Source organism: Pseudomonas sp. TMB3-21 (assembly GCF_054898145.1).
In genome coordinates, this window is the sequence record NZ_CM142718.1 from 4,373,787 (window position 1) to 4,398,569 (window position 24,783).

Genomic DNA, 24,783 nt, shown 5'->3' on the forward strand with positions numbered 1-24,783 from the left:
TCCGGCTGCGAAGCAGTCGTAAAATCGGAATGCAACATTTTCCTGATCCACCCCGTCGCCGGACTCTGCGATTACCGAGTCCCATCTCGGCCGAAGCGGACGCAGGCTTCGCCAGCTGCTACAGATCAGACTCAGACACTGCCGTGCTGAAGCCGCCGTCAGTCATATGAGATACGAGGCGAGCGGGGGTGATCTACACTTTTCTGATGGCTGAATCCGCTCGGAGGTCATCATGAACAGGTTGTCTCCACTTGCGTTGTGCGCCGTGCTATCGGTTGCCGCCACCTCGGCTCAGGCCGAAACGGTGGTGCCGTTGAAGGGGCAGAGCTCGCAACAAATCCAGCTCGACATCAACGACTGCAACAGCGTGGCGTCCAGTCAGGCCGCACCGCCCACGGCCAGCGGCGGACGTTTGCGCGGAGCGGCTGTGGGCGCGGCTGCCGGTGCGGCGGGCGCTCAGGTGCGGGGGCGGCAGCACGACGAATTTTATGATCGCGTGGATGATGATGTGAAACAGGATTACCGGCAAAACCGTGCCAAAGAAACGGCGGTGGCCGGCGCGGTGGTCGGCGGTTCGCGCCAGCGCCAGGAGCGCCGGGCAGATCGGAAAACCGCAGCTTCAACCAGTGCAACGGCCTATACAAGCTGCCTGCAGGGCAAGGGTTATCAGATTACACCCTGAGCGGCCGACGGTTTACGCAAATCCAGCAGATGCATCATCAGGCAGGCATACAGCGTCACGCCGATGAACAATCCCATGCGCACCACAAACGCCGTGTAGACGTCTTTGCCCGCCAGGCTATCCTGAACCGACTGACCGAGCAGGATGATCAGGGTAATGAATGTATTGAGCCAGAAACCCGGGCTAAATTGCGTGGCGCTCAATCCATAGAGTTTGCGCGCGAGCCACAAACCGAACAGCAGCATCCACAGGAAAAACATCCAGAGATGCACGAACAGGCTAAGCGCGCACCAGAACAGCACGGCCAGCGCGCCACCCAGCAGCGTCGAACCCACCAGTTCGCGGGCGGCATGCCGCGTATTCGTGGTGGAGCTCTGCTGGCCCAGGCTGACAGCTTTGAGGACGATCGGCAGATAGCTCGCCGGATCGATCAGTACCAACAGGAACGTCGGTAAAACAATCAGGGTTGCACGCAGGGCCACCCGACCGACCTCTGCTGCGGGCAGCAGAGGTGCGACGGGCGACGGTGGCGCGTTGGCCGGCTCCGGGAAAAGCCAGTGACTCACCGCCACCGCCAAAACCGCGAGCAGCAATCCCTTGACCAGCGCGCCGATCACCATCGCCGCCAAACCGGAATCAGCGACGCCGGCCGATGAAATCATCGTCAGGCCGATGACCAGAAATGTCACGATCAGGTTATTGCCGCCCCGCAGCCCAAACCGAAATGCCAGAAACAAACACGCAGCGACCAACAGCACGCCCGTCAGCGGGTAGTACTTGAGAACCGGAACCAGCAGCAGCCCGACACCGGTGGTGAGCATTGCCGCCAACGCCAATATCAACGCGGCTTTCAGTGGCAACGGACGATTGAGCGTCGCCAGCAACAGCACGGCCAGCACGGGCGACACAAAGGGAAGCGGCAAATCCAGACCGAAGCTGGTGGCCAGGCACAACGCGGTGCCGCTGGCCAGGCGCAACGCGCGCTGAGCCCGAGGCGTGCGTTCAGTACGCATACGACAGCCAGCTCATCAGCCACAGAAAAAACCGTCCGAGCGGGTTGAGCAGATTACCTTCGCTGGGGAATGCCATGACTTCAGCCTGGCCGCCCGCACGGATCGCGCCACTGTCACGCAGTGTGTTTCGCGAAGCCTCGGAGAACTCGATGATCACCGGAAAACGCTGCGCCGGCCGCAGCCAGTCGCGGCTGTTTTGCACAGCCGGCAATGTCCCGGGTGCCGGGGTCTGACCGACGCTGACGCCATAACCGACACTGCGCACGCGGCCCTCGAACACTTCGCCCGGCAGCGCATCGAGGACAATCGCCACCGGCGTGTCGAGCCGCACTCGCGCGAGATTGTTCTCGGTCATGTCGGCGCTGATCCACACGTCATGAATGGCGATCAGGGTCATCACCGGGCTGCCCGCCGCCGCGAATTGTCCGGCATCGGTGCGCAAGTCGGTGATCAGGCCTGCCGAGCGCGCGCGAATCTGCGTGTTGGCCTGATCCAGTTCGGCCTTCGACAACGCCGTCGCGGCACTGCGCAGCAAGGCGTTGTCTTCCGCGCTGCCGCCTTCCTGTTCACGGGCGCGCTGCACCTCGGCGCGAGCCGCCGCGACCTGGCTGACAGCTTGCTCACGGTTGGCGCGCGACACCTCGAGCAGGCGCACGGAAATCGTTCCCGGGTCGTCGCGGTAAAGGCCTTCAAGGCGCTGATTGTCCTGACGCGCTTTCAGTTCGTTGGCCTGTGCCGCACGCAGGTTGGCCTGGGCCGAGGCAATGCCGGCGGTGCTGGCGCCGATCTGGCGACGCGTCGATTCAAGGTCGGCGCGGGCGCGGTCGACGGCAATCTGATAAGGCAGCGGATCGACTTCGAACAGCACGTCACCGGCATTGACGGTCTGGTTGTTGCGCACGTTGACGCGGATGACCCGACCGGCGACTTCCGACGCCACCGGGATGACAAAAGCGCCGACGCGGGCCTGTTGCGTATATGGCGTAATCCGATCGGCCAACAAGTACCACGCGAGGCTTAGGACGATCAGCAGCAACACCCATTTGAGGCCTTTTTTCGCCGGATCGGTGGGTGGCGTCGGGACGTCAGGCTGCGCAACTTCACTCATGGTCATTCACCTTGTTCGGTTGGACGGAGGTGGGCTCATCGAGAAAGTCGCCCCAGTCCGTTCGTTGCTGCATCTGCTGGCGCGTGGCTGGGTCGATTTTGCCTTGCGCGGTGTACCAGCCGCCGCCCAGCGCTTTGTACAGGGCAATCAGATTGCTCACGGCATTGCTGCGGCTGACCAGGTAATTGTCTTGTTGCTCGAGCAGGGCGCGCTGTGCGTCGAGCACGCGCTGAAAATCCGAATACCCTTCGCGGTACTGTGCGCTGGCCAGCACCAGAGAGCGCTTGGCGGCGACTTCGGCCTCGCGCAGGATTCGCTCGCGCTCCAGGGATTTGATCAGGCCACTGGCGGCATCATCGGCTTCGCGCGCGGCCTGCCTGACCTTGTCGCGGTAGGCTTCGATCAGTTGCTGCAAGCGCGCGTCCTGCACGCGCACGTTGTTGCTGATCTGGCCATAGTCGAACAGGTTCCAGCGCAGGCTGGGGCCGCCGAGCAGGTCCAGACTTCTGGAGGTGCCATCGAGCGTATCGGCCGACCAGACGATGCTGCCCAGCAAGGTCAACGAAGGATAGAAGTCGGTTACCGCCACACCGATCAACGCAGATTGCGCGGCGACATTCAGCTCGGCGGCGCGCACATCCGGACGCCGCTGCAACAGGTCTGCCGGCACATCCTGCAGCACCGCGCGGTCCACCAGCGGAATCAGCCCTTGATGCTCGGTCAGCGGCGGCAAACCTCCGGGCGGCTGGCCGATCAATATGCCCAGGGCATTGCGCGTACGCAGCAACTGATCTTCAAAGTCGGGGAGGGTGCTCAAGGTGCCCAGGTATTGGGTGCGGGCCTGTTGCAGATCGAGTTCGGCACTCTGGCCGCTGTTGAAGAGTTTCTCGGTGATCTCGAAGTTGCGCTTTTGCTGTTTGGCGTTTTCTCTCGCCACCTGCAGACGCGCCTCGGTGGTGCGCAATGCAAAATAGGTGTCGGCGACCTGGGCGCGCAGGAGCACTAGCACGTCCTCGTAATTGGCCTGTGCGGCAAAATAGCTGGCGTCCGAAGATTCAATGGCGCGGCTGAAGCGGCCCCAGAAATCCAGCTCCCAGCCGACATCGAAGCCGGCACTGTATTGCCAGAAATGCGTGTCCTGCGGATTGATCCCGCCCGATTGCCGACGGTTGAAGTAGAGGCTGTCGGCACTGGCTTGCTGCAACTGCGGAAAGCGTCCGGCTTGCGCGATGCCGAGGCGGGCGCGGGCTTCCATGACGCGCAAACCGGCGATCTTCAGGTCGGAGTTGTACGCGTCGGCGGCGGCAATCAGACGGTCGAGTTGCGGGTCGGCGAATACTTGCCACCATTGGCGCAGATCAGGGGTCTGGCTACGGTGCGTGGACTGCGCGAGCGCAGCGCTGTTCCAGTTTTCCAGCCATGCCGGTCGAGGCGATTCAAAGTCGGGGCCCAAACGTACGCAGCCACTCAAGCCCAGCACGCCAAGCAGTAAAAGTCGGGCAAAGTGCAGCGACAGGGTGGCGCCTGAAAGCATTGCGTATGAGTCCGGTCAAAGAAGCTAACCGGAGCATAGACGGCCGCCGGCAAGTTGCTCGGCGGGGTTGCTCGCAGGGTGGGTTTCGCGGGGCTAGCGCAGGCTCCACGACACCCCGAGATAAACTCCTAAACCTTCACCGGGGGTCGACCGTGCGGCGTCTACACCTTTGTCGTCATAGCCAGGCGTGACGGTGGCGGCGTAGTGCTTGTTGGTCAGGTTGCGCAGGTCCAGCCAGGTCTGCCAGTCGCCTTTGGGCGCGTTGTAACCCACGGTTGCGCCGAACAGTGCATAAGGATCAGCCTCGTAGCTGTTGGCGTAATCCACTTCAACTTTCGACACCAACTGGGTGTTGAGCGCGGCGAAGAAACCTTGCGTCCAGTCGTAACGCAGCTCGCCCTGGTAGTAATGCATCGGCAGTCCCGGCAGGCGGTTGTCGCCGAATCGATCGTCATTGCGGTAATGGAAATCGCTGAAAGTGTAGCTCTGACGCAGGCTCAAACGGCCGCCTTCGGCGCTCGACCATAGGTCGCTCTGCAGACTGGCTTCCACGCCCTGATGCACGGTGGGGCTGGCGTTGAGTTCATAAGGCGTGACGGCGTTGGCGTCCGGCAGCACCGAAAGCAATTCGTGGCGCACTTGTGCGAAGTACCAGGCGAGGCTCCATTGCCCCAACGTGCTGTCGCCGCGCCCGCCGATTTCGAGAGTGGTCGCAGTCTGGTTTTGCAGGTTGACCGGATCGCGCTGGGTGCCGGTCGCCGCGCCGCTGCCTGCCGGAAAGCGCTGATTGGCGCTGTAGATCAGCGACCAGGGATGCGCCGCTTCGACCGAGCGGCTGAGATTGCCGAACACTTGCACATCAGGCGTCAGTTGGTAGCGCAGACCCAGGCGTGGGGCGTAGTCCCAGTCGCCGAGGCTGGTTTTACCGCCGCCATCGGGGTAAGTCACCGCGCTTTCACGGCGGGTATAAATGGCGGCGAGGCCGGTGGTCAGCCACAGGTCGTCAGCGATCTCCAGATCATTGCCTACATGCAGAACAGTGTCCGAACCTTGATAGGTGAAATTGCGCATGTGCGTGCCCGGCGCGTAGCCGGCGGTGTTGCCGGTCGGGATGCGCACCCGTTCGCTGGCGCCGGCATTGGGCAAATGCTTGGTCACGCGCAGCCCCATCGTGCTGCGGCTTTCCCGGCCCCAGAGCGTATCGCGGCGCTTGTAATCGAAGGTGCCGCTGATGTCGGTGTACGCCACTTTGAGACGGTTCGGGCCCTCGCGTAAATCCATCGGATAGTCGTGATAGACCAGGCCGGTCTGGATGCTCGAATCATCATCGATGTAGTAGGTAGTTTTGTTGCCGATGAAGGTGCTGCCCGGCTGCTTGCGGCTGTCGTCGCGCGCCACGTAGGCGGGGTTGGCCGCACGTGGCGTGTGCTCCAGGGAATGTTTGGTCACCCGCCCGGCAAGCTCGTTGTCCGTCTGGCGATAACGAAAGTAGAACCGTGTTTCCAGATTCGGGTTGAAGCGGTAGCCGACGTTGGCGATCAGGCCCTGGCTGTCGCTGTCGGTCTGATCCTGGAAGCCCTCGGCACTCGCGTCCGTCGCAGACAGGTAATAATCGAAGGCGCCCAGTACCTGCCCGGAGCTGATTTGACGCTGCTGATAACCATGGCTGCCCATCGCGTAGCGCACCTGCAACAGCGGGGCGTCGTAGCCGGTGTGGCTGACGTAATCGATGGCGCCGCCGAGGGCGAGGGCGCCTCGGTCAAAACCGTTGGCGCCGCGCAGCACTTCCACGTGGTCGAGCCACAACGGTTCCAGCAGTTCGTAAGGTGTGCCGCCGGGGCCGGTCAGCGGTAAACCGTCGAGCATCGTGTACAGCCCGGACGCATGCGCACCGGGCGCGCGGTTGATGCCGGAGCCGCGAATCGAAATTTTCACCCCTTCGTTACCGGCCGACTGGGCATACACGCCCGGTTGATAGGCGAGTACGTCTTGATTGCTGGCGACGCGGCCCTGCAGCCGGCGGCGCATGTCGATCACGTTGGTGCCGCCGGGCACTTCGGCCAGCCGCGCTCTGGCGTCCTCAATCGTCTGGTCTTCGCCGCTGAGGCTTTCAGCTTGAATCAGCACCTGACCGAGTTCCAGGCCTTGAGTCTCGGCCATGACCGGACCAGAGAGGGCCAGTCCCAGCAGCGCAGCGGGCAGGGTTTTGGACGAGGGCATTGAGCGAACTCCAGACGTGCAGGAACGGGCAGTGAAGAACTGCGACGCAGGGAGTCACGAAGGAAACACATGGGGATTTTGTTTTTTTGCGCGGGGGAGGGGCTGTGGCGAGGGGACTTGTCCCCGTTGGGTCGCGCAGCGGCCCCCTTTTGGTTGCTCATCGACCGCAGGGGCCAGCTGCGCAGGCCAACGGGGACAAGTCCCCTCGCCACAAGGCGTCTCCATTTGCAGGTCCTGCGCGGGCAGGGCGACTACGCCGGCGGATCGATCTGATCCAGCACCCGGTTCGCGGTGATTTCGGCGAGCATGATGCTGTTGGAAATGCCTAGCAACGCGTGGCGTGAACCGCCGTCCAATTGATCCACCAGGTCATGCACCATGACGTCGACCGATGCCAGTGTTTCGATCAGATACACCACAAGGGTTTCGGTGGTCGCCGCTGGATCGACCATGAACAAAGTGCTTGGATTGCGCGGTGTGGCTTTGATGTCGGCGATCGACGCGAAGTGGAAGTCAAGCGCTCGTTCGGCAGCCTGGTTGAGTTTGTTTGAATCCGATTCGTACGGGGAGACCGGATCGGTGTCCGGTGGGTTGGGTGTGACTTTGAACATGAATGCTTCCCTTTGAATAAGGGCCGCAACCGTCTCGCGACTAAACGAAAGGGTGGCAGCTGTGCGCAAGTTAGTCGACCGGAAAGGAGAAGCAAAACCGGCGCGTCCGAGGACGCCATGCGCACAGCTACCAGAAAGTGCAGGCGAATACCTGACTGACGATACTTGTACGACCGCTTTACCTTAGCCGGGCGACTAAACCCGATCACTGATGGGCAGTGACGCGAATCAAGTTACCGGGCGACCTCCGGACGCACAAGCCGGCGGATTCTGGCGTATGCGTAGGCAACGGCGCAAGGTTGTGTAGCTTTCAGGAAGTAAACCGGGGCGTGTTTCAACAGGCGCTTTTCGTGCTGTTGAGCAACGTCAGCGGACACGTTTAATTTGCTCTGATAGTCTCCTTGCCGGTGTTTCTCCGCGAAGTCTCTATCCGGAAACGCACAGCATCTGCTTCACCCCCCCCAAGGCATTAACAAGGAAAAGGAACAAGGATGAACATACAGCAGGCGGTAAGGCGCTCCCGTATTCAGCGGGGTGTCGGCGGCATATTGATATTCGGTGGCGCACTTTTTTACTTTGTCAGTTTGCTAATGGCGCTCTATCGCAATGCGGAAATCATGAGCCATTCGGTTTTTCTTGCGCAAATTGGCGTAACAATCCAGAACCTGATCTATGCCATCTACCAAATCACCGAACCTTATATAGGGTTCGTCTGGCGCAACGTACCGACCCTGAACCAGGCAGACCCGTTCACTGACGGCAACCTACTTTTCCTGGGCTTGATCGGCGTCATGATCGTAGGCAAACAATTGATGTTGGCCGGCCGGCGACTCGGCACGCGTATTCAGCGGCAAATTGAACGTGTCGAGGAAATGCAATGGCACCACTCCATGACGGCGGGTGGTGCAACCGGGGCCAGTCAGGTTGCAGTTGGCAGAGTCGATCAACTCAATGTTTTCCAGCAGCCAATGCCACCTAATCCGGACGGGGAGTGGTGGACTCGTCCATGGGGCATACTCGGCCTTTCGATTATTGGTGGCTATGTTGTCGCTGTGCTCGCCAAGTTGACCGGTATGCTTTGACACGCCGCTATAAATTACTTCGAACGTCGGGCGGTTTGCATTGTGCTCAATACGGCCAATCAAAGTGCCCGCTTTCGACCTGAGCAAAGGAGGCCGGGTTAATGCAACCATTCAACATTCGCGAGCTGACAAGAACCGATACTGAAGCGCTGCTGGCATTTGAAGTTCGCAACCGAGACTGGTTTGAATCTCACATCGATGCGCGCGATCCTGCGTTCTATTCCTTGAGTGGCGTCGCCAAGCATATTGAAGACTATTTAGCTGACTTCGAAATGGGCGCCTGGCATCCCTTGGTGATCGAAGAAAATGTCGGTTCCAGAAAAGTCGTCGAACGATGCGGATTTTTGCCGCATGCACATTCGCCGGGTGGCGAAGATGTCGAGGCCGAGTGCCGCTTTATTCTGTCGATTTAGCGCGTCCAAAACACGCGCGTAATTGCGTGGGACTGACACCAATTCGCTGTTTGAAGGCCGTCGCCATGTGCGCCTGGGAACTGAAACCGCAGGCGAGGGCGATCGCCGAAAGGCTGGCGGTCGAATTGCTTAAACAGGCGCGGGCCCTGGCCAGGCGTCGATCAATCAGGTAGCTGTGCGGGCTTTTGCCCGTCGCCTGCTTGAACGCCCGCATGAAAAAACCTTCGGACAACCCGAGCAGCTCGGCCATTGCTTGCACGCTTAGCGGACCTTCGAGGCCGGCGTCGATAAACTCGTCAAGCAAACGCATGCGGCCGCTGTTGATCGAGCCTTGGGGTGGCGCCGATAGCACCGCGAAATCCTGCGCCCGTTCAGTCAGGGCGACTGCCCAGGCTTGCCAATCGTCATCGAAAGAAGGCCTTAACAGGGCGCGGCGCATGTGCAGCGCGAGGGCAATGGCCTGTGGATCGATACGATTGTTGAATACGCGATCCGCCATCCGCTCCATGCCTTCGGGATGAACAACTCGCAGGTACTCACCGCCAACAGGCGACTCGGACAGCACGTCACAACCGGCAGGAACGAACGCCAGGCTGTTGGGCGCACAAACAAAAGGCAACACGCGGTCGCTGCCAATTGCATGCAAGCCTTGCTGACTGTCGAAAGCGAATCCGATCGCGGAATGAGTCGCGACGTAGCGAGCCGCGTAAGCGGAGCCGGGCAACAATTCGATCAGCCACGGCCCCGCCTCGACACGGCGAACCGGTTCCGGGGCGGGCGATGGCTGCAGGCGATTATGACGGCTCATATTCAGCATAGTAATGAAGAGGGCGCGCAAAAGTCAGGTCAGTTTTTTGAAAGCCAGCGCCAGGCACGTCTGACTAGACTGAGCAAAATCTTCGGGAGGTGCCCAAATGTACAGTCTGACGCGTGAAGAAATCGAACGAGCGGCTCGCCAGGTTTACCAGGTCATGCCGGCAACGGCCCAATACGCCTGGCCGTTGTTAAGCCAGCGAATGGGTTGCACGGTGTGGGTCAAACACGAGAATCACACCCCAACGGGCGCGTTCAAGGTTCGCGGCGGCATCACCTTCATGCATTGGCTTAAACGGACGCACCCAGAGGTAAAAGGCATCGTGACCGCGACTCGCGGCAACCATGGCCAGAGCCTCGCGTTGGCGGCAACGGCGTTAGGTTTGCAGGCGTTGATCGTAGTGCCGCAAGGCAATTCGGTAGAGAAAAACAACGCCATGCGCGGTTTCGGCGGCGAGGTGGTTGAATTTGGCCACGATTTCGATGATGCCCGCGAAGAGGCGTCACGACTGGCGCACGTGCATGGCCTGTACCTGGTGCCGCCGTTCCACACTGAACTGGTCAAAGGTGTGGCGACGTATGCGCTTGAGCTATTTGAAGCCGCGCCGGATCTGGACACCGTGTACGTGCCCATCGGCTGTGGCTCGGGGATTTGCGCAGTGATCGCAGTCCGCGATGCATTGGGCTTGAAAACTGAAGTAGTGGGCGTTGTTTCCGAGGCGGCAGCGGCGGCGAAACTGTCATTCGAGTCAGGCGAGATTTGCGAAACCGCTTCGGCGGATACTTTTGCAGACGGGCTCGCCGTGCGCCGGCCAATCCCGGAAGCGTTGGCTATTTACAGCAGCGGTGCGGCGCGAATCGTTGCCGTCAGCGACAGCGAGATTGCCGAGGCCATGCGCGTGTATTACACAGACACGCATAATCTGGCTGAAGGCGCGGGTGCTGCAGCGCTGGCAGCACTGATGCAAGAGCGTGAAATCATGCAGGGGAAAAAGGTAGGGGTGATTTTGTCCGGCGGGAATGTTGATAGAGCGGTGTACGCGAGGGTGATTCAATGAGTGTTCTGAGGTTATCCAGAATGGGTCGCGCATCATCAAAGTCACGCATCTGTGGCCGCCAGACTGTCATTGGGTGGCAGGCGATCCACCCGTAAGGCTTCAACGACCAGCGAAAACGCCTGGGAGGGTGTCGGCGGCTGGGGTAGTACAAGTGAAAACCGCCGATTTCCAAGGTTCGCGAGGTAGATTTAACGATCTGATGCTCGCATCTTTATATAACTAGACTAAAGAGACATTTAGTGTAGTTATAACCCTATGGAATATATTATCAAGTTAGCACGTCTTGAAGGATATGTCCAAAACGGGGCGATATCGCGCTAGGTAAGAATTAGAACCTAACAAAAAGGGAAAGACATCAATGGATAATTCCCGGGCTGGCTGCTCGAAGGCGCGCACAGTTCCCGAAAGCAGCCGAGTTGCTGCATGTGGATCGCAAACGGCTTCAAGACTCAGGGAAACTGACCACAGCCACCTTGTTGCTTGGCATGATTTGCCAACGTTGTTTCACGCCGTCTCTAAAAAGATCAGACGCAGCCTGGCACTGGACAGCCTAGATGGATGCTTTGAAAATATCGAAGTGTGTTCACGAACAGCCGGTACCCATACGAGTCCAACAGCGCGAATTTTTTTGATCCTATCTGATGAGAATGCTGCGCTGACGTTGGCCAACGTGGCTGGTTATCACAGAGAGCGCGGATCGCAGGATGCATTCATTTGGCAATAAATGCTGAGGCGTGGGTGGCGCTGGTTGAATCAAGCTGCATGGATATCCAGCGAGTGAATATCGCGATGAAAACCACATGGAAAGCGGCCAGCGTGTGACCAGCCGGATAGTGGCTGCAGATTTAACGTTTGGAGGCAAACGAGAAGCAATGGGAATCACCACCGTGAAATGCACCTGCCACCGGGCTGATCCCGCAATATCCTGTTACGTGGAATGTATATTATGTTAAACGACAGGCCATGTTGGAAATGTTCATGAGCCTCCTAAGCCACTGATTCGACCAATTCGTTTTCGACGTCTACTCTTTCAACGGGCCATGTCCATAGTGTTCATGACGATTCCTTGAATGAGGTGGCTGTCGATGAAACTGATTCAGTGCACGTTCTCTTCAGGTCAACGACTACCGCTGCTTGTACAAGCTGGTGATGCGACGCCTTTGCCCATACTCATTCCGTTCATCTACGTCCAACTCAAACTCAGGCACCGCGCTTACAACACGGCTGCGGCGCACCTGCGCGCGATCCAGGCTTTCTACGCCTATGCCAAAAGCCGAGATCTGGATATCGATGAGGCCATCTTGGCCTGCCACTTTGAGGCGATTCTGGCTTTGCTGGACGGTTACGCTATTTGGCTCCAAAGTGGCCGTCATGCCGATAATCTGATCGCCAGAATCGGCAAAGCTGGCACTGTACTTTTTCAGCAGATCAGTTCACGAACACGTGATCAGTACCTGCGCCTGCTGAAGAAATACCTGTCTTGGTGCGTCACCCGTTACATCCCGCGCGCCCGTCAGAATTCAGCCACACAGGCTGACATCAACGTGGTATTTGCCGATGTTGCCGACGTCATTGAGCGGCGCTTTGAGAGCCATATCATCAATGCTCGTCCCGATCGCACTCGTTACCGCAGCCTGACAGATACGCAACTACAGATCGTTCGCACACTGATTCGCCCTGGCGCTGTGGAGAATCCGTTCCCGGAACGTTTGCAACTGCGTAATTGGCTAATGATCGAATTGCTCTTGGAGACCGGCATCCGTCGCGGAGAGCTTCTGAAGCTCTACTCCACGGATATCAATAAAGGGTCTCAGCACGCCTATGTCAGCATCAATGATCGAGAACATGATCCCCGCGATCCGCGCGTTGAAGAGCCTGCGCTCAAAACACACGGGCGGACCGTAGGTATCTCCGCACAGTTGTATGAGGTCTACGAGCGCTATATCCAGAGCGACCGGCGCCCTTTGCGTGATGGCAAACCGATGAAATTGCTGTATCGCTATTTGTTCATCTCGGATCGTGGCCGCCCGCTGTCGATCCGCGCGTTGTCTAACGTTCTTGACCGGCTGTTTCTGACCATTGAGCTGGCTCATCCAGGATTGTTGCCTACACTTTCTGCGCATGACTTTCGCCACGCCTTTGCAGACCACTTTTTGGCTTACCTGGTCGAAAAGCGTGGGCATGACCTCGAACGGGCCACGGACGAACTGCGGCGAGTCTGCGGTTGGTCTGAGACCTCGACGATGCCACGCCGTTACGCAGGTCGTTATCTAGCGGAGTCGGCCAACCTCCACAATGCCCAGCGCACCTCGGCAGCCTGGAGCCGACTTGACAGTTAAGGAGGTTCGCCGTGGCCAAATCAGCCGACCAAAAACAGGCAACACCACCCTCCTCTTTGCCAGCTTACGTGTTCAGGGGACCCGATTACGTTGCAATTCGAACTCGCACTAATGACCAGCCACGCTACGTCGATACGCGGCAGAAGGTGTGGACCTGGTACGACGGTGGAATTGCACTGAAAATTGATTGGAGTGCGATCCAGTTGAATTCAGAGCTAATCGAAATAGGCAAAGGCTTTATGGCTTATGCACTTGAGAAATATGCACCTCGAACTGCGGTAATGTTCGCGGATACCCTTCGTTTTTTACCTGGTACAAATCTCGCGGCCGGACTTCCTTGGGCCACACATCAACTAATCACTGCTCTCGAAGAGATCAAAAAAACGAGGGCAGTACTTGTAGGATTTCGAAGGTTTTATCGTTGGGCAATGGATAGAGGAATCAATGGCTTCGATCCAGTCACATATTTAAAAATCAAGGAGGTAAAGTCAGATCGGGTTGACCCGTATGCTCGAATTTTTCTCTCGCAGTCTGGTTTAGAACTTGATGAAGAAATTCGATTGCTCAAACGCATTGAGCGAGAACTTAAATATGACTCTTGGGTGGATGTTCAGTTTAATATAGTGCTTCACTTGGGTTTCGAGATCGCACCTCGATCGATTCAATTTCATTCGCTCGACATTGCTGACTTTGAGTTTACTGAGAGCGATGATCACAAGAAGTACTACACCCTGTGGTTACCCATGGCCAAAAAACTCGGCCAGCGCAGACCTGAGCGGCGCCCCCGCAAAATAACCACCCGCCTGGGTGAGAAAATCTCACGGCACGTTTTAGAAATTCAACGCCGTTTTCGTAGCGACTGTGAACCATTATTTGTCAATCCTTGTGGAAGGCGTCTCTCGATTATTGAAATCGGTACAGGCCTCAAATACGAGCTGCGTGAAGCTGGGATAGATAGGCCGAATCAGGTAACCATGTTGTTGCGTCATCACCTCGGGCAAGGCTTGGCGGATCAGGGTACTCCGGCAGACATGATTGCCGAACTGCTCGGACACAACAGCACGGTTGCAGCGCGTGCTTACGTAACGGCCACCCCCAACATTGCCCGGATCAAAGAGAAAGCATTAGGTAAGAGCCCGGCCTATCAACGCATCATGCGCAGCTTATTAACAGGGGAAATCGTCCAACACCGCGAAACTGCTCCTGAAAGAGCCGTCCGCGGCGTCATTGATACGCAATACATCGGCGATATTGGTGCCTGCGCCCTGCCGGTCCATACCCACTGTCCCTACAACCCTATATACGCCTGCTATACGTGTAAGAAGTTTCACCCCTTTGCTGACGGCCGCCATGAGCAGGTAAAGGAGGCGCTCCAGCGGGAGGCCCAACGGTTCATCGATATGGCAGAACTAGCCGGTGATCTCATTCACAACCGGCCCCTGGCCCAGCATCAGACGACCATTCTCGCGGTAAGCGCTACGATCGAGCGCTGCCGGCAACAAGCTGGGGATGCTGCAGATGACGCTCTCTAGAGCAAGTCAACGCCTCGGAGGTTTTGTTACACGGGAACAAGCGCTTTTCCATTCGTTACCGATTTCAACACCGTGGGCGTCATCGTTATGGGGCGTCGGAGGCTGGTTACCACAACGGGGAAAGCAAAATACGCTCACCTTCGAGACGCACCGGCAAGCCCTCGAAAAAACGGGCTATCCTTCTCCGGCGAAGGGCCCACTCCCCCTCGTGTTCCAAGATTTTAACAAGGCCCTGATTATCTATTTACAACGCACCCGGAGCCTGAAGTTTTCGATGGTGGCTGCATACAATATTGCTATTCGGCGAATATACAACCCCTTGTTTGAGCGAGGAGTATCCGATCCAACACAATTGACACGGGATGACTTTGATCGCGTCGTAGTTTTTCTCCGCCAAAGTGGTTATAAGAATCTGTATGACGCGGTCTCTCACCTTCAAGTAGTAGCCGAGACGATTGATAGCCTGCAATTAACCGAGATCGCCATCCACTTTGAGCATGATGCAAAACCAGAAAAGCGCCGTCACGACTATATTTCGCTGCATGATCCCGATCGCACTGTAAAACAGCGTAAATCTGATGAAAAGCTGCCCTCTCGTGAGGCAATGGAAGCCTATGCCATTTGTTCGAACAACCCACTTAGTGACAGCGAAGAAATCTTGCTGCGAGTGATCGACTTATTGATAGCGACTGGGCAACGAGGTAACGAAGTTGCAGTAATACCTTATAATTGTTGGGTCGAAAGGCCGATCAAAGGGACGACAGGAGAAGTAGTTGTCGATGCCCATGGCAAGCCTCTCATCGAATGCGGAATTAGGTACTTCGCGGAAAAGCAATTTCAATCCCGTGTTCATTGGCTGGCTGAAAGCGACATTCCTCTAGCCAGGCGCGCAGTCAAACGACTCAAGTTTCTGACCCAGGAACAGCGAGAAATCGCTAAATGGCAAGAAGATAATCCAGGTCGCCTCTGGGACTACTCGCCGAAGAAGGAAATGTCAGAAGCTGAAGTTTTTAGCTGGCTTGGATTCAGCCAGAATCGCGATGCCTCTCGAAACCTGAGTGCGTACTTTTCACGAAACGGAATCCATCCTAGCAAGGCGGCGAGGCGAAAGTATTTGGCCGGTGATATTGAGAATTTTCTCGTCCCTAAACTTAAAGGGCATGCCGCGCTTACGGAAAACGTCAGCGGTAAGCTTCGTGTTGTCTTAAAAACAAGTGAAACACTTGCCATTGCTTTTGATGGTCAATTCCGTCTCGGTGGACGAGAGGCGAATGTTTTTCGTGCAATACCTCGTCGGGTGACCCTTCTGGATATAAATCACGCTCTAGGTAACGATGAAAAATACGCGTCCATTTTTTCACGCCGATCATTAACAGAATCTAACGGCGCGCCTATTCGATTGACTAGCCACCAACCTCGACACTGGCGAAACACTATTTACCATCTGACCGGCATGAGTAATGTTCAGCAAGCATTGGCCTTAGGGCGAAAACGCCTCGACCAGAATGTTTACTACCAACACACGAGCATTGAGGAAAACACTGCTGCGCATCACGAGTTCTTGGCGTTCAATAGCCATCACGAGCGCATTGATTTCCTGCATACAGGCATAAGAGATAAACGCATTCATGGCGCGTTGACCGACAGTTACCATGCGTTGCTGTCAAATAAAGGCACGATAACTGCAGAAGCATTCCTCACCGTACATGCCACGGCGCTACACATAACGCCCTTCGGAGGTTGCATTCACGATTTCTCCCAGGCGCCCTGCCCTAAGCATCTTCAGTGCTGGAATGGCTGCTCGCATCTCCATCTGTAGTGGTCAACTAATCCCGGACACGACGTTAAGTTTTTCTTCGGCCCGAGCTGGCGCCAGTCCACCGTTGAATTGATGGGGTCGAATCCAGTTGTAGCGATGCATTAAGAAATGGCTGATATCGCGCTGGGCTTCTTGAGCAGTTCTGTAGCCCACGGTCGGTATCCATTCAGTTTTCAAGCTGCGGAACACCCGCTCCATCGGCGCGTTGTCCCAGCAATTTCCTCGACGACTCATGCTCTGACGCATGCGATAACGCCAGAGCCGCTGGCGAAACAGGCGGCTCGCATATTGCGACCCTTGATCCGAGTGAAACATTAGCCCTTGAGGCCTTCCACGCTGTTCGTAGGCCATGTCCAGCGCCTTGATCACCAACCCAGCATCTGGTTTTTCTGACAATGCCCAGCCCACTATCCGGCGCGTAAAAAGATCCAGCACGACTGCCAGATAGTGCCATTTCCCCTGGGCCCAAATGTAAGTGATGTCGCCGCACCACACCTGGTTGGGTGCCGGGACATCGAACTCCCGATTCAAGATGTTCGGGATATCCAACCGTTCAACCGTTGCTCGTTTATAGGCATGAGAACCAGGTTGTTTACTGACGAGATCAAGCTCGCGCATCAAGCTGCGCACTTTGAACCGACCGAGTTGCTCACCATCATCACGCATCAGCGAGAGAAGGCTACGGCTGCCGGCAGCACTGCGACTTTGTGAAAACAACTCGCTCACCCGGCTGCGCAACCGAAGCCGTTCGACATCAGGCGTTCGCCGCTTGAGGCGGTGGGCGTAGTAACTTGAGCGGTTGATTTCAAACACTTGGCACAGCCAATCAACCGGCTCGTGGACGCTCAGCTGATTGATCAGCGCGTACGCTCGTGATCTTCCGACATCAAGAGCGCGGTAGCCTTTTTTAATATCGATTTTTCCCGTTCAAGACGGGCGATCCGGGCTTCCAGCTCCTGGATTTTCTGCTGCTCCGGTGTCAGCGCTTTGCTCTGCGGAGTGACGCCTTGGCGTTCCTTCTGAACCTGGTCAACCCAACGGCGCAGGGCCGACTCGCCGACGCCGAGTGAACGGCTGGCTTCGATGTAGCTGTAGTTTTGCTTGAGCACGAGGTCGGCAGCCTCGCGTTTGAACTCAGCGGAAAAGGAACGGCGTTGTTTGGTCATCTGACACCTCGATCTGGCGAGCATTCTCGCCTAAATGGGTGTCCGGTTTCATTAGACCACTACAAAGAGGCGATTAGCAAATGTCGACTTAAGAGGACGGATATATAGCGCACACAACTCGAATGTCTGCTCGCCGTGCTATGAGCCCGTACGCAAAAGCGCGCTTCAAGCTGCCGATCAGCTGCTCACACTTGGGAAAGTATGCAGTCCAGTAGTCCCGGGAAGCGAAGGTTAAGCTCCTCCGACCGAAGCGAGTTCATGTGCGTTGTTCCAACGTTCCTCGTCTGAACAAGCCCGGCATCGCGCAATACGCGGAAATGATGGGACACACTGGACTTGGGTCGGCCGCCGTCAAGCTCACCGCACGACGCTTCAGGCACGCCGCTGAGATAACGAACAATTTCCATCCGTACGGGATCGCTCAGTGCGTAAAGCAAACGCTCGAGGACGAATTCAGCTGGGAGAGGATGTTTGAAGGCACGCATGTGCTGATGATAACGAAGGGTTTCAATGTGCGCCATATTTCGAATACTATCGAACAAGCGAATTAAACCACGAGGAACCTCCCGATGTCAGCACTATTCGAACCATTCACTCTGAAGGACGTCACCTTAAAAAACCGGATTGCCATTCCGCCAATGTGTCAGTACATGGCTGATGACGGTGTGGTCAACGACTGGCACCTCGTACACTTGGCAGGTATGGCACGAGGCGGCGCCGGCCTGGTTGTAGTTGAGGCAACAGCTGTCTCTCCTGAGGGACGCATCACGCCTGGATGCGCCGGTATCTGGAGCGATGCCCATGCGCAGGCTTTTGTGCCCGTAGTCAAAGCCATCAAGGCTGCTGGCTCCGTGCCTGGTATTCAGATTGCTCACGCGGGTCGAAAGGCTAGCGCTAACCGTCCTTGGGAAGGTGATGATCACATCGCTGACGGCAATCCCAACGGGTGGAAGACCATCGGCCCCTCCCCCATAGCATTCGGCGCCAATCTGCCGAAGGTTCCCGAAGAAATGACCCTTGACGACATTGCACGGGTTCGTCAGGACTTTGTTGACGCTGCGCGCCGGGCGCGCGAAGCCGGATTTGAATGGATCGAGCTGCATTTTGCGCACGGGTATCTGGGACAAAGTTTTTTCTCCGAGCATTCTAACCAGCGTACCGATGCATACGGCGGAAGCTTCGAAAACCGCAGCCGGTTCCTGCTCGAGACCTTGGCAGCTGTTCGCGAAGTATGGCCAGAAAATTTGCCACTCACTGCTCGTTTTGGCGTCATCGAATATGACGGACGCGATGAGCAAACTCTAACCGAGTCGATCGAGTTGGCGAGGGGCTTCAAAAGCGCTGGCCTGGATCTGTTGAGCGTTAGCGTAGGGTTCACCATCCCGGAAACCAATATCCCTTGGGGACCGGCTTTCATGGGCCCAGTCGCTGAGCGCGTCCGCCGTGAAACGGGCCTGCCAGTAACATCTGCTTGGGGTTTTGGAACGCCACAGCTTGCGCAATCTTCAATTGAATTGGGTCAGCTTGACCTGGTGTCTGTTGGACGAGCCCACCTGGCTGATCCGCACTGGCCGTATTTTGCAGCCAAAGAACTGGGCGTGGATAACGCATCCTGGACGCTCCCTGCGCCCTACGCTCACTGGCTTGAGCGATACAGATAAGCGACCCGAAAGTTGCCGCGTTTTTGGCGGCACTTTTTACCTATTCAAACATTGCTGCTGGCAGGTTCTGCGGACAGTTTCACCATCAACGTGGTGTAGTTCGCAGGCCTGTGCGGCTTCGCAATGACTTCAAGAGATTGAATTTTTTTATCTCTGATGACTCAGTTGGCAGTGATCCAACGATTTTGGCCTGACCGCTATCAGCCATGCCGGCGAACCGACCAACCCACCCCGGGCATATGAGCCCCTGAGAACAACTGGGCGTATTTGCCTCGTCCTAGTCACGTCTGTACGGCGGCTAATCTAATTTTATAAGCGGGCGCCGAGGCCGAGCCGACATCCCCACGCAAAGCGGTTCCCTTGGCGCAGCTTCATTGGAACGAAAAAATTAGCGCTCTACTGCCCCAATTCAAGAAAAAAACAGAGGTAATGATGTCGCCTTTTGATTTGCAACGGATGTTGATAGACGAGTTCCCACTATCGTTTTTGTTGGAAGTGGGGTTCCGAGCTACTTTTGCCTTTGTAGCAGTGTTTCTGTTTTTAAAATCCAGTGGTCGGCGAGGAATCAGACAACTTTCGCTCTTCGAACTTGTGGTCATTCTGACGCTGGGCTCTGCTGCGGGCGACGTGTCGTTCTACCATGACGTTCCGTTGCTGCCGGTCGCCGTAGTCTTTCTCACACTTTTGCTGCTTTACCGCATTACCGTGTTGGCCATGACCAAAAGCAAAAAATTTGAAGCATGGATTGATGGTTTACCTATAACCGTCATTAGCGATGGATTATACGAAACCAAAGCGTTTGAGGAGCTGAATATGTCCTCTAGCGAACTACTGATGGAGCTTAGGCAGCAAGGCGTTGAACACCTGGGCCAAGTCAGGTTGGGGCTGGTGGAGACTGATGGGGATATCAGCCTTTATTTTTACGAACAAGAAGACGTACGCCCTGGTTTATCTGTCCTGCCGCCTGAACATCGCGAAGAGTTCAAAAAACCATCCACTTCAGCACTTTATTGCTGCGTGAAATGCGGTTTCGCACAAACCCTGCAAAAAGGCCAGGCGGCACTGTGCACACGGTGTGATCATGACATCTGGTCAATGGCGTTGAGCACTCGGCGCAGTAGGTGACAACCGTGCTCGAACGGATACACATGGTCGGTCACAGGACGGATGTGATGAGTGTTCAGGAAGTCGTTCATACGGTCGAACGAAGACGGTAGGGCCACGGCGATCCCATGAATGGTTGTTTGACGGAGCTGGTTGAAGTATTGCAATCCTACCGCCCTACCCAACGGCGGGTTTCAGTGTTGTACCCGAGCGGAACCCATCTGGCACCTCAGGTACATGCATTTGGGGACTGGTTTCGCGAACACTTTCCAGCGTTCCATCCGGATTGACTGTCAGATAGCCCCTGTGAAATGCACCGGAACAGATCTGCCGAGGTTATCCCGTCGCTGATTTAACCGCCTGAATCCCCTCCCCCTGACTAAAAAAGCGACTATGGTTTTATCAACCCCTCAAATCCCTTGGTTCACGCCCGTCTGCGATCAGGCGCGCAAGGCAAGCGATTAAGCGTCATCAGAAACTTATGATTTAACTAGGTAGTTAGCTATCTATATACTGCACGTCTCATTTCTACCGGACATTCAACGTGAAGCAGAGTCAACGCCTCTCGGGCATATCAAAATTCATTCTGGTTGGGCTTGGCGTGATCATCGCCCTCCTCGGCTTGGCATTGGCTGCAGGCGGCGTGAAATTGGTCGGTCTGGGAGGTTCCTGGTACTTCCTGGCAGGTGGTCTGGTCATGGCCGCCTCCGGTCTGCTGATCGCTCGTTTCAAAACCGCAGGTGCCTGGCTGTTTGCTGCGTTTCTGGTGGGCACGGCAATTTGGGCCATCAGCGATGCGGGCCTGGTGTTCTGGCCGGTGTTTTCACGCCTGTTCATGTTCAGCGTGATCGGCCTGGCCGTTACGTTGGTGTATCCACTGCTCAAGCGTGCCAACGGCGGCGTTCCGGGCCGTGGCGCCTATGGCATCGCTGCTGTACTGGCGATCGGGCTGGCGGTGGCCGCCGGCAATATGTTCGTTGCGCACCCGACAGTCGCCGCAACCGGCACAGGTCCGGGAGTGACGCCGGTCGAGCCGGACAAAGCGCAGAAGGACTGGGCCCACTACGGCAATACCGAAGGTGGCAGCCGCTTCGCCGCACTGGACCAGATCAATCGCAGCAACGTCGACACGCTGAAAGTGGCGTGGACTTATCGCACGGGCGACGTGGCTGAAAGCGATGGCAACGGCGCCGAAGACCAGCTCACGCCCTTGCAGGTCGGTAACAAGGTGTTCATCTGCACGCCGCACAACAACCTGATCGCGCTCGATGCCGACACTGGCAAGGAGCTGTGGAAAAACCCGATCAATGCCCAGTCGAAGGTCTGGCAGCGATGCCGCGGCATGGCTTATTTCGACGCTACCACCGCGATCGCTCAGCCCGCTGATTCGACCATCATCGAAGCCAAACCAGCGCCGGCCGCCAACTGCCAGCGTCGCCTGCTGACCAATACCATTGATGCGCGCCTGATCGCGGTCGATGCTGACACCGGTGAGTTCTGCCAGGGTTTTGGCAACAATGGCCAGGTTGATCTGAAGGCGGGTCTGGGTGATGTGCCGGACAGCTATTATCAGTTGTCGTCTGCGCCGCTGATGGCAGGCACGACGGTTGTGGTGGGCGGCCGTGTTGCCGACAACGTGCAGAGCGACATGCCGGGTGGCGTGATTCGCGGTTTTGACGTCATCACCGGCGCCATGCGCTGGGCTTTCGATCCGGGCAATCCTCAGGATCGCAACGCGCCGGCAGACGGCAGCCATTACGTGCGCAGCACGCCGAACAGCTGGGCGCCCATGTCCTATGACGCGGCGACCAACACGGTGTACCTGCCGATGGGCAGTTCGTCCACCGACATCTATGGTGTCGAGCGCAGCAAACTGGATCACACCTACGGCGCGTCAATCCTCGCACTGGACGCCAGCAGTGGTGAAGAACGCTGGGTTTTCCAGACCGTTCACAACGATCTTTGGGACTTCGACCTGCCGATGCAGCCGAGCCTGATCGACTTCAGCAAAGATGGCAAAAGTATTCCGGCGCTGGTCATCGGTACCAAGGCCGGGCAGATTTACGTGCTCGACCGTGCCACCGGCAAACCGCTGACCCAGGTTGATGAGGTGCCGGTCAAAGCGGCCAACATTCCTGACGAACCGTACTCGCCGACCCAACCGAAGTCGGTAGGCATGCCGCAGATCGGCGCGCAGCACCTGACCGAATCCGACATGTGGGGTGCCACGCCGTACGATCAACTGCTCTGCCGCATCGATTTCAAAAGCATGCGCTACGACGGCTTGTACACCGCGCCCGGCACCGATAAATCCCTGAGTTTCCCGGGTTCGCTGGGCGGCATGAACTGGGGCAGCATCTCCACTGACCCGGTGCATGGCTTCATCTTCGTCAACGACATGCGCCTGGGCCTGTGGATTCAGATGATCCCGTCGCAGAATAAAGGTCAGGCCACTTCCGGTGGCGAAGCGTTGAACACCGGGATGGGCGCCGTGCCGCTCAAAGGCACGCCGTATGCGGTCAACAAAAACCGCTTCCTGTCGGTGGCCGGCATTCCTTGCCAGGCCCCACCGTTCGGCACGCTGACCGCGATCGACATGAAGACGCAGAAAGTCGCCTGGCAAGTTCCAGTCGGCACCGTTGAAGACACGGGCCCGCTGGGCATCCGTATGTACCTGCCAATCAAGGTTGGTCTGCCGACACTCGGCGGCACCCTGTCGACTCAAGGTGGCTTGATCTTCATTGCCGGCACTCAGGACTTCTACCTGCGTGCCTTCAACAGCGGTAATGGCGAAGAAGTCTGGAAGTCGCGCCTGCCAGTGGGCAGTCAGGGCGGCCCGATGACCTACGTATCGCCGAAAACCGGCAAGCAGTACATCGTCATCACTGCCGGTGGTGCGCGCCAGTCGACTGATCGTGGCGACTACGTGATGGCTTACGCCTTGCCGTAAACCGCTGTGCCCGTCTCACTGGCGGGCAATCTCTCCGTGCGCGGCACCTGCGGGTGCCGCGCTGCTATGCGAAATCGTTCCAGATTCCACCAGGAAGACTCACATGTTTTTGGCTGTCCGCTTTTCACATGCGGGCTGGCTCAGCTTACTGCTGGGCCTCACCTGCAGCGCCACCCTGCCCGCCTTCGCCGATAGCAATACCGATTCGAACCATTTGACCCGCAATACCCTGACGGGTGATTGGGGCGGTCTGCGCCACCAGATGGACGAAAGCGGCATCAAATTCACCGGCGACTACAGTGGCGAAACCGCCTACAGCGCCGATGGTGGTCTGCACCGTTCGGCCCGGTACTCGCAGAACATCAAGCTCGGCGGCCAGTTCGATCTGAGCAAAATGTATGGCGTGGATAACGCCGGCAAAGTCCAGTTGACCCTCAACGACCGACGCGGCAACAGCGCCACCGAAGATTTGGTCGACAACCGTTTACCGATCCAGGAAAACTACGGCGGTCTTTACACACGTCTGACCGAACTGAGTTATGAGCGCACTTTATTCACCCCGGCGCTCAACGTGAAATTGGGTTACATGGCCATGGGCAACGACCTGGGTGCCCTGGACAGTGGCACCCTCTGCAACTTCATGAACGCGGGTTTCTGCGGACATCCGCTGAACATGTCCGGCGGAAGTGGCTGGACCAACTATCCCAACGCCCACTTGGGCGTGCGGGTGAAGTACGACCTCTCGTCTTCGTGGCAGCTGCGCGTGGCTGCCTTTAATGTCGACCCTGAGAGCAACGGCAATTCCAGTCGCGCCTGGCACTTAGGCCCCAAGCACACAACCGGAACAGTGGTGCCCATCGAACTGGTTTACAAGCACGCGGGTGACTTGCCCGGCGAATATAAAGTTGGCTATTACTACGACAGTTCGGACGTAAAACGCATCGGCAGCGATGAAGAAGTGTCTGGCCGTGGTGGCCATTATCTGCTGGTCGATCAAGCCGTATGGCGTTCGCAATCGTCCGAGGGCCGCCGTCTGCACGCATTCGGCCAGTACTCGGCGGCCAGCGAAGCGGCTTCACCGTTCAGTAAGTGGTACGGCACCGGCGTGGTTCTGCACAAACCGTTCGATGGTCGCCCGCGTTACAGCGTCGCCCTGGGCTATGGCCGGGCTGTACCCAATCCGCGCAGCCGCGATGTGCAGCAGGACGCCGCGCTGAACAATGGCGCTGCATTCCCGAATTTGAACAGTGCCGAACAATTGATCGAGCTTGGCTACGGATACCAGGCCACTGCGTGGCTGACGCTGCGCCCGGATGTGCAATACATCATCGAACAGGGCGCGTTTTCCGGTGAAGACATCGACAACGCGTTCGTGCTCGGATTGCAGGTGAAAGCTTTGCTGTGAACGCGCGGTTTCGGTATGGACGCTTATGACCTAGCCCCAACCGTGAGCTTCCTCGATAAAGTGCAGCACTGCTCGGGAACGCTCATCAATGCGCGATATCAGTGAAAGCTCGCTGATCATTTCCGGGTGGTCCAGTGCCACAATCTGGATGCCCGGCATGGTCAGCCGGGTCATCGTCTCCGGCACCACGCTTACGCCGATGCCTGCGGCCACCAACCCCGGAATACTCATCAGCGACGGTACGTACATGATGTTCTCGGGATGCAACTGATT

Annotated in this window: 20 protein-coding genes and 2 pseudogenes; 12 read left to right on the plus strand and 10 right to left on the minus strand. The window is 57.2% G+C overall.

Translation table 11 applies throughout. From position 1 onward, the window contains the following. Positions 1–232 precede the first annotated feature (232 nt). Positions 233–682, plus strand: coding sequence for a hypothetical protein (locus ACYZTS_RS19915; protein WP_461991488.1), 450 nt, complete (start codon positions 233–235; stop codon positions 680–682). Here the strand turns inward: ACYZTS_RS19915 and ACYZTS_RS19920 are convergent. The 5 genes from ACYZTS_RS19920 to ACYZTS_RS19940 all read right to left on the minus strand — a co-directional run bounded on the left by ACYZTS_RS19920 (position 667) and on the right by ACYZTS_RS19940 (position 7,168). After that, positions 667–1,695, minus strand: a complete 1,029-nt coding sequence (locus ACYZTS_RS19920; protein WP_461991490.1) for a DUF2955 domain-containing protein — start codon at positions 1,693–1,695, stop codon at positions 667–669. The two genes, ACYZTS_RS19915 and ACYZTS_RS19920, sit on opposite strands and share 16 nt — an antisense overlap. Further along, positions 1,685–2,803 (minus strand): HlyD family secretion protein, encoded by a 1,119-nt coding sequence (locus ACYZTS_RS19925; protein WP_461991492.1) that lies wholly within the window; start codon positions 2,801–2,803, stop codon positions 1,685–1,687. Before ACYZTS_RS19925 ends, ACYZTS_RS19920 begins: the two co-directional genes overlap by 11 nt. Then, positions 2,796–4,337, minus strand: a complete 1,542-nt coding sequence (locus ACYZTS_RS19930; RefSeq protein ID WP_461991494.1) for an efflux transporter outer membrane subunit — start codon at positions 4,335–4,337, stop codon at positions 2,796–2,798. Before ACYZTS_RS19930 ends, ACYZTS_RS19925 begins: the two co-directional genes overlap by 8 nt. Positions 4,338–4,430: 93 nt before the next feature. Next, positions 4,431–6,557 carry a TonB-dependent receptor family protein gene (locus tag ACYZTS_RS19935; RefSeq protein WP_461991496.1) on the minus strand — a complete coding sequence of 709 codons (2,127 nt, stop codon included), beginning with the start codon at positions 6,555–6,557 and terminating at the stop codon, positions 4,431–4,433. A 251-nt stretch (positions 6,558–6,808) separates the two neighbouring features. Beyond that, entirely contained in the window at positions 6,809–7,168 is a 360-nt protein-coding gene (locus tag ACYZTS_RS19940; RefSeq protein ID WP_461991498.1) for a DUF6124 family protein, read from the minus strand. A 491-nt stretch (positions 7,169–7,659) separates the two neighbouring features. On the opposite strand from ACYZTS_RS19940, the gene ACYZTS_RS19945 reads away from it, so the two are divergent. Both ACYZTS_RS19945 and ACYZTS_RS19950 read left to right on the plus strand, forming a co-directional pair. Then, complete coding sequence (locus tag ACYZTS_RS19945; protein WP_461991500.1) at positions 7,660–8,250, plus strand: YniB family protein; 591 nt, start codon at positions 7,660–7,662, stop codon at positions 8,248–8,250. A 101-nt stretch (positions 8,251–8,351) separates the two neighbouring features. Then, the gene (locus tag ACYZTS_RS19950; RefSeq protein WP_461991502.1) at positions 8,352–8,663 is read left to right on the plus strand and encodes a hypothetical protein; all 312 of its coding nucleotides are present in this window, start codon (positions 8,352–8,354) and stop codon (positions 8,661–8,663) included. Here the strand turns inward: ACYZTS_RS19950 and ACYZTS_RS19955 are convergent. After that, positions 8,647–9,480 (minus strand): helix-turn-helix transcriptional regulator, encoded by an 834-nt coding sequence (locus ACYZTS_RS19955; RefSeq protein WP_461991504.1) that lies wholly within the window; start codon positions 9,478–9,480, stop codon positions 8,647–8,649. The two genes, ACYZTS_RS19950 and ACYZTS_RS19955, sit on opposite strands and share 17 nt — an antisense overlap. Positions 9,481–9,577: 97 nt before the next feature. Here ACYZTS_RS19955 and ACYZTS_RS19960 point away from each other — a divergent pair, with 97 nt between their 5' ends. The 4 genes from ACYZTS_RS19960 to ACYZTS_RS19975 all read left to right on the plus strand — a co-directional run bounded on the left by ACYZTS_RS19960 (position 9,578) and on the right by ACYZTS_RS19975 (position 16,224). After that, positions 9,578–10,534 carry a threonine dehydratase gene (locus tag ACYZTS_RS19960; protein WP_461991506.1) on the plus strand — a complete coding sequence of 319 codons (957 nt, stop codon included), beginning with the start codon at positions 9,578–9,580 and terminating at the stop codon, positions 10,532–10,534. Between the two features lie 1,085 nt (positions 10,535–11,619). Further along, the gene (locus tag ACYZTS_RS19965) at positions 11,620–12,873 is read left to right on the plus strand and encodes a tyrosine-type recombinase/integrase (RefSeq protein WP_461991508.1); all 1,254 of its coding nucleotides are present in this window, start codon (positions 11,620–11,622) and stop codon (positions 12,871–12,873) included. Between the two features lie 11 nt (positions 12,874–12,884). Next, positions 12,885–14,405 carry a tyrosine-type recombinase/integrase gene (locus ACYZTS_RS19970; RefSeq protein ID WP_461991509.1) on the plus strand — a complete coding sequence of 507 codons (1,521 nt, stop codon included), beginning with the start codon at positions 12,885–12,887 and terminating at the stop codon, positions 14,403–14,405. Beyond that, complete coding sequence (locus tag ACYZTS_RS19975) at positions 14,383–16,224, plus strand: hypothetical protein (RefSeq protein WP_461991511.1); 1,842 nt, start codon at positions 14,383–14,385, stop codon at positions 16,222–16,224. The genes ACYZTS_RS19970 and ACYZTS_RS19975 overlap by 23 nt, the downstream gene beginning before the upstream one ends. A 3-nt stretch (positions 16,225–16,227) precedes the next feature. Here ACYZTS_RS19975 and ACYZTS_RS19980 read toward each other — a convergent pair. Both ACYZTS_RS19980 and ACYZTS_RS19985 read right to left on the minus strand, forming a co-directional pair. Then, positions 16,228–17,390, minus strand: a protein-coding gene (locus ACYZTS_RS19980; RefSeq protein ID WP_461991109.1) for an IS3 family transposase whose coding sequence is annotated in 2 segments (ribosomal slippage) — positions 16,228–17,135 and positions 17,135–17,390 — 1,164 coding nt in all. Because the reading frame shifts where the segments join, the coding sequence is not laid out codon by codon here. A gap of 185 nt (positions 17,391–17,575) precedes the next feature. After that, positions 17,576–17,911 carry an ArsR/SmtB family transcription factor gene (locus ACYZTS_RS19985; RefSeq protein WP_442961276.1) on the minus strand — a complete coding sequence of 112 codons (336 nt, stop codon included), beginning with the start codon at positions 17,909–17,911 and terminating at the stop codon, positions 17,576–17,578. A 48-nt stretch (positions 17,912–17,959) separates the two neighbouring features. On the opposite strand from ACYZTS_RS19985, the gene ACYZTS_RS19990 reads away from it, so the two are divergent. Further along, positions 17,960–19,051: an NADH:flavin oxidoreductase/NADH oxidase gene (locus ACYZTS_RS19990; RefSeq protein ID WP_461991513.1), complete on the plus strand. Its 1,092-nt coding sequence runs from the start codon at positions 17,960–17,962 to the stop codon at positions 19,049–19,051. 432 nt (positions 19,052–19,483) lie between these two features. Continuing rightward, the gene (locus ACYZTS_RS19995) at positions 19,484–20,176 is read left to right on the plus strand and encodes a DUF421 domain-containing protein (RefSeq protein ID WP_461996489.1); all 693 of its coding nucleotides are present in this window, start codon (positions 19,484–19,486) and stop codon (positions 20,174–20,176) included. Here ACYZTS_RS19995 and ACYZTS_RS20000 read toward each other — a convergent pair. Next, a pseudogene (locus ACYZTS_RS20000) lies at positions 20,131–20,301 on the minus strand (NAD(P)-dependent alcohol dehydrogenase); the annotation flags it as partial. The gene ACYZTS_RS19995 and the pseudogene ACYZTS_RS20000 sit on opposite strands and share 46 nt — an antisense overlap. Here ACYZTS_RS20000 and ACYZTS_RS20005 point away from each other — a divergent pair. The 3 genes and pseudogenes from ACYZTS_RS20005 to ACYZTS_RS20015 all read left to right on the plus strand — a co-directional run. Beyond that, positions 20,302–20,445: pseudogene (locus ACYZTS_RS20005) on the plus strand (LysR family transcriptional regulator); the annotation flags it as partial. Positions 20,446–20,699: 254 nt separating this feature from the next. Beyond that, the gene (locus ACYZTS_RS20010) at positions 20,700–23,105 is read left to right on the plus strand and encodes a glucose/quinate/shikimate family membrane-bound PQQ-dependent dehydrogenase (RefSeq protein ID WP_461991515.1); all 2,406 of its coding nucleotides are present in this window, start codon (positions 20,700–20,702) and stop codon (positions 23,103–23,105) included. 103 nt (positions 23,106–23,208) lie between these two features. Then, positions 23,209–24,510, plus strand: coding sequence for a carbohydrate porin (locus ACYZTS_RS20015; protein ID WP_461991517.1), 1,302 nt, complete (start codon positions 23,209–23,211; stop codon positions 24,508–24,510). A gap of 30 nt (positions 24,511–24,540) precedes the next feature. Here the strand turns inward: ACYZTS_RS20015 and ACYZTS_RS20020 are convergent, their stop codons facing one another. Continuing rightward, the gene (locus ACYZTS_RS20020; RefSeq protein ID WP_461991518.1) at positions 24,541–24,777 is read right to left on the minus strand and encodes a LysR substrate-binding domain-containing protein; all 237 of its coding nucleotides are present in this window, start codon (positions 24,775–24,777) and stop codon (positions 24,541–24,543) included. Positions 24,778–24,783 lie beyond the last annotated feature (6 nt).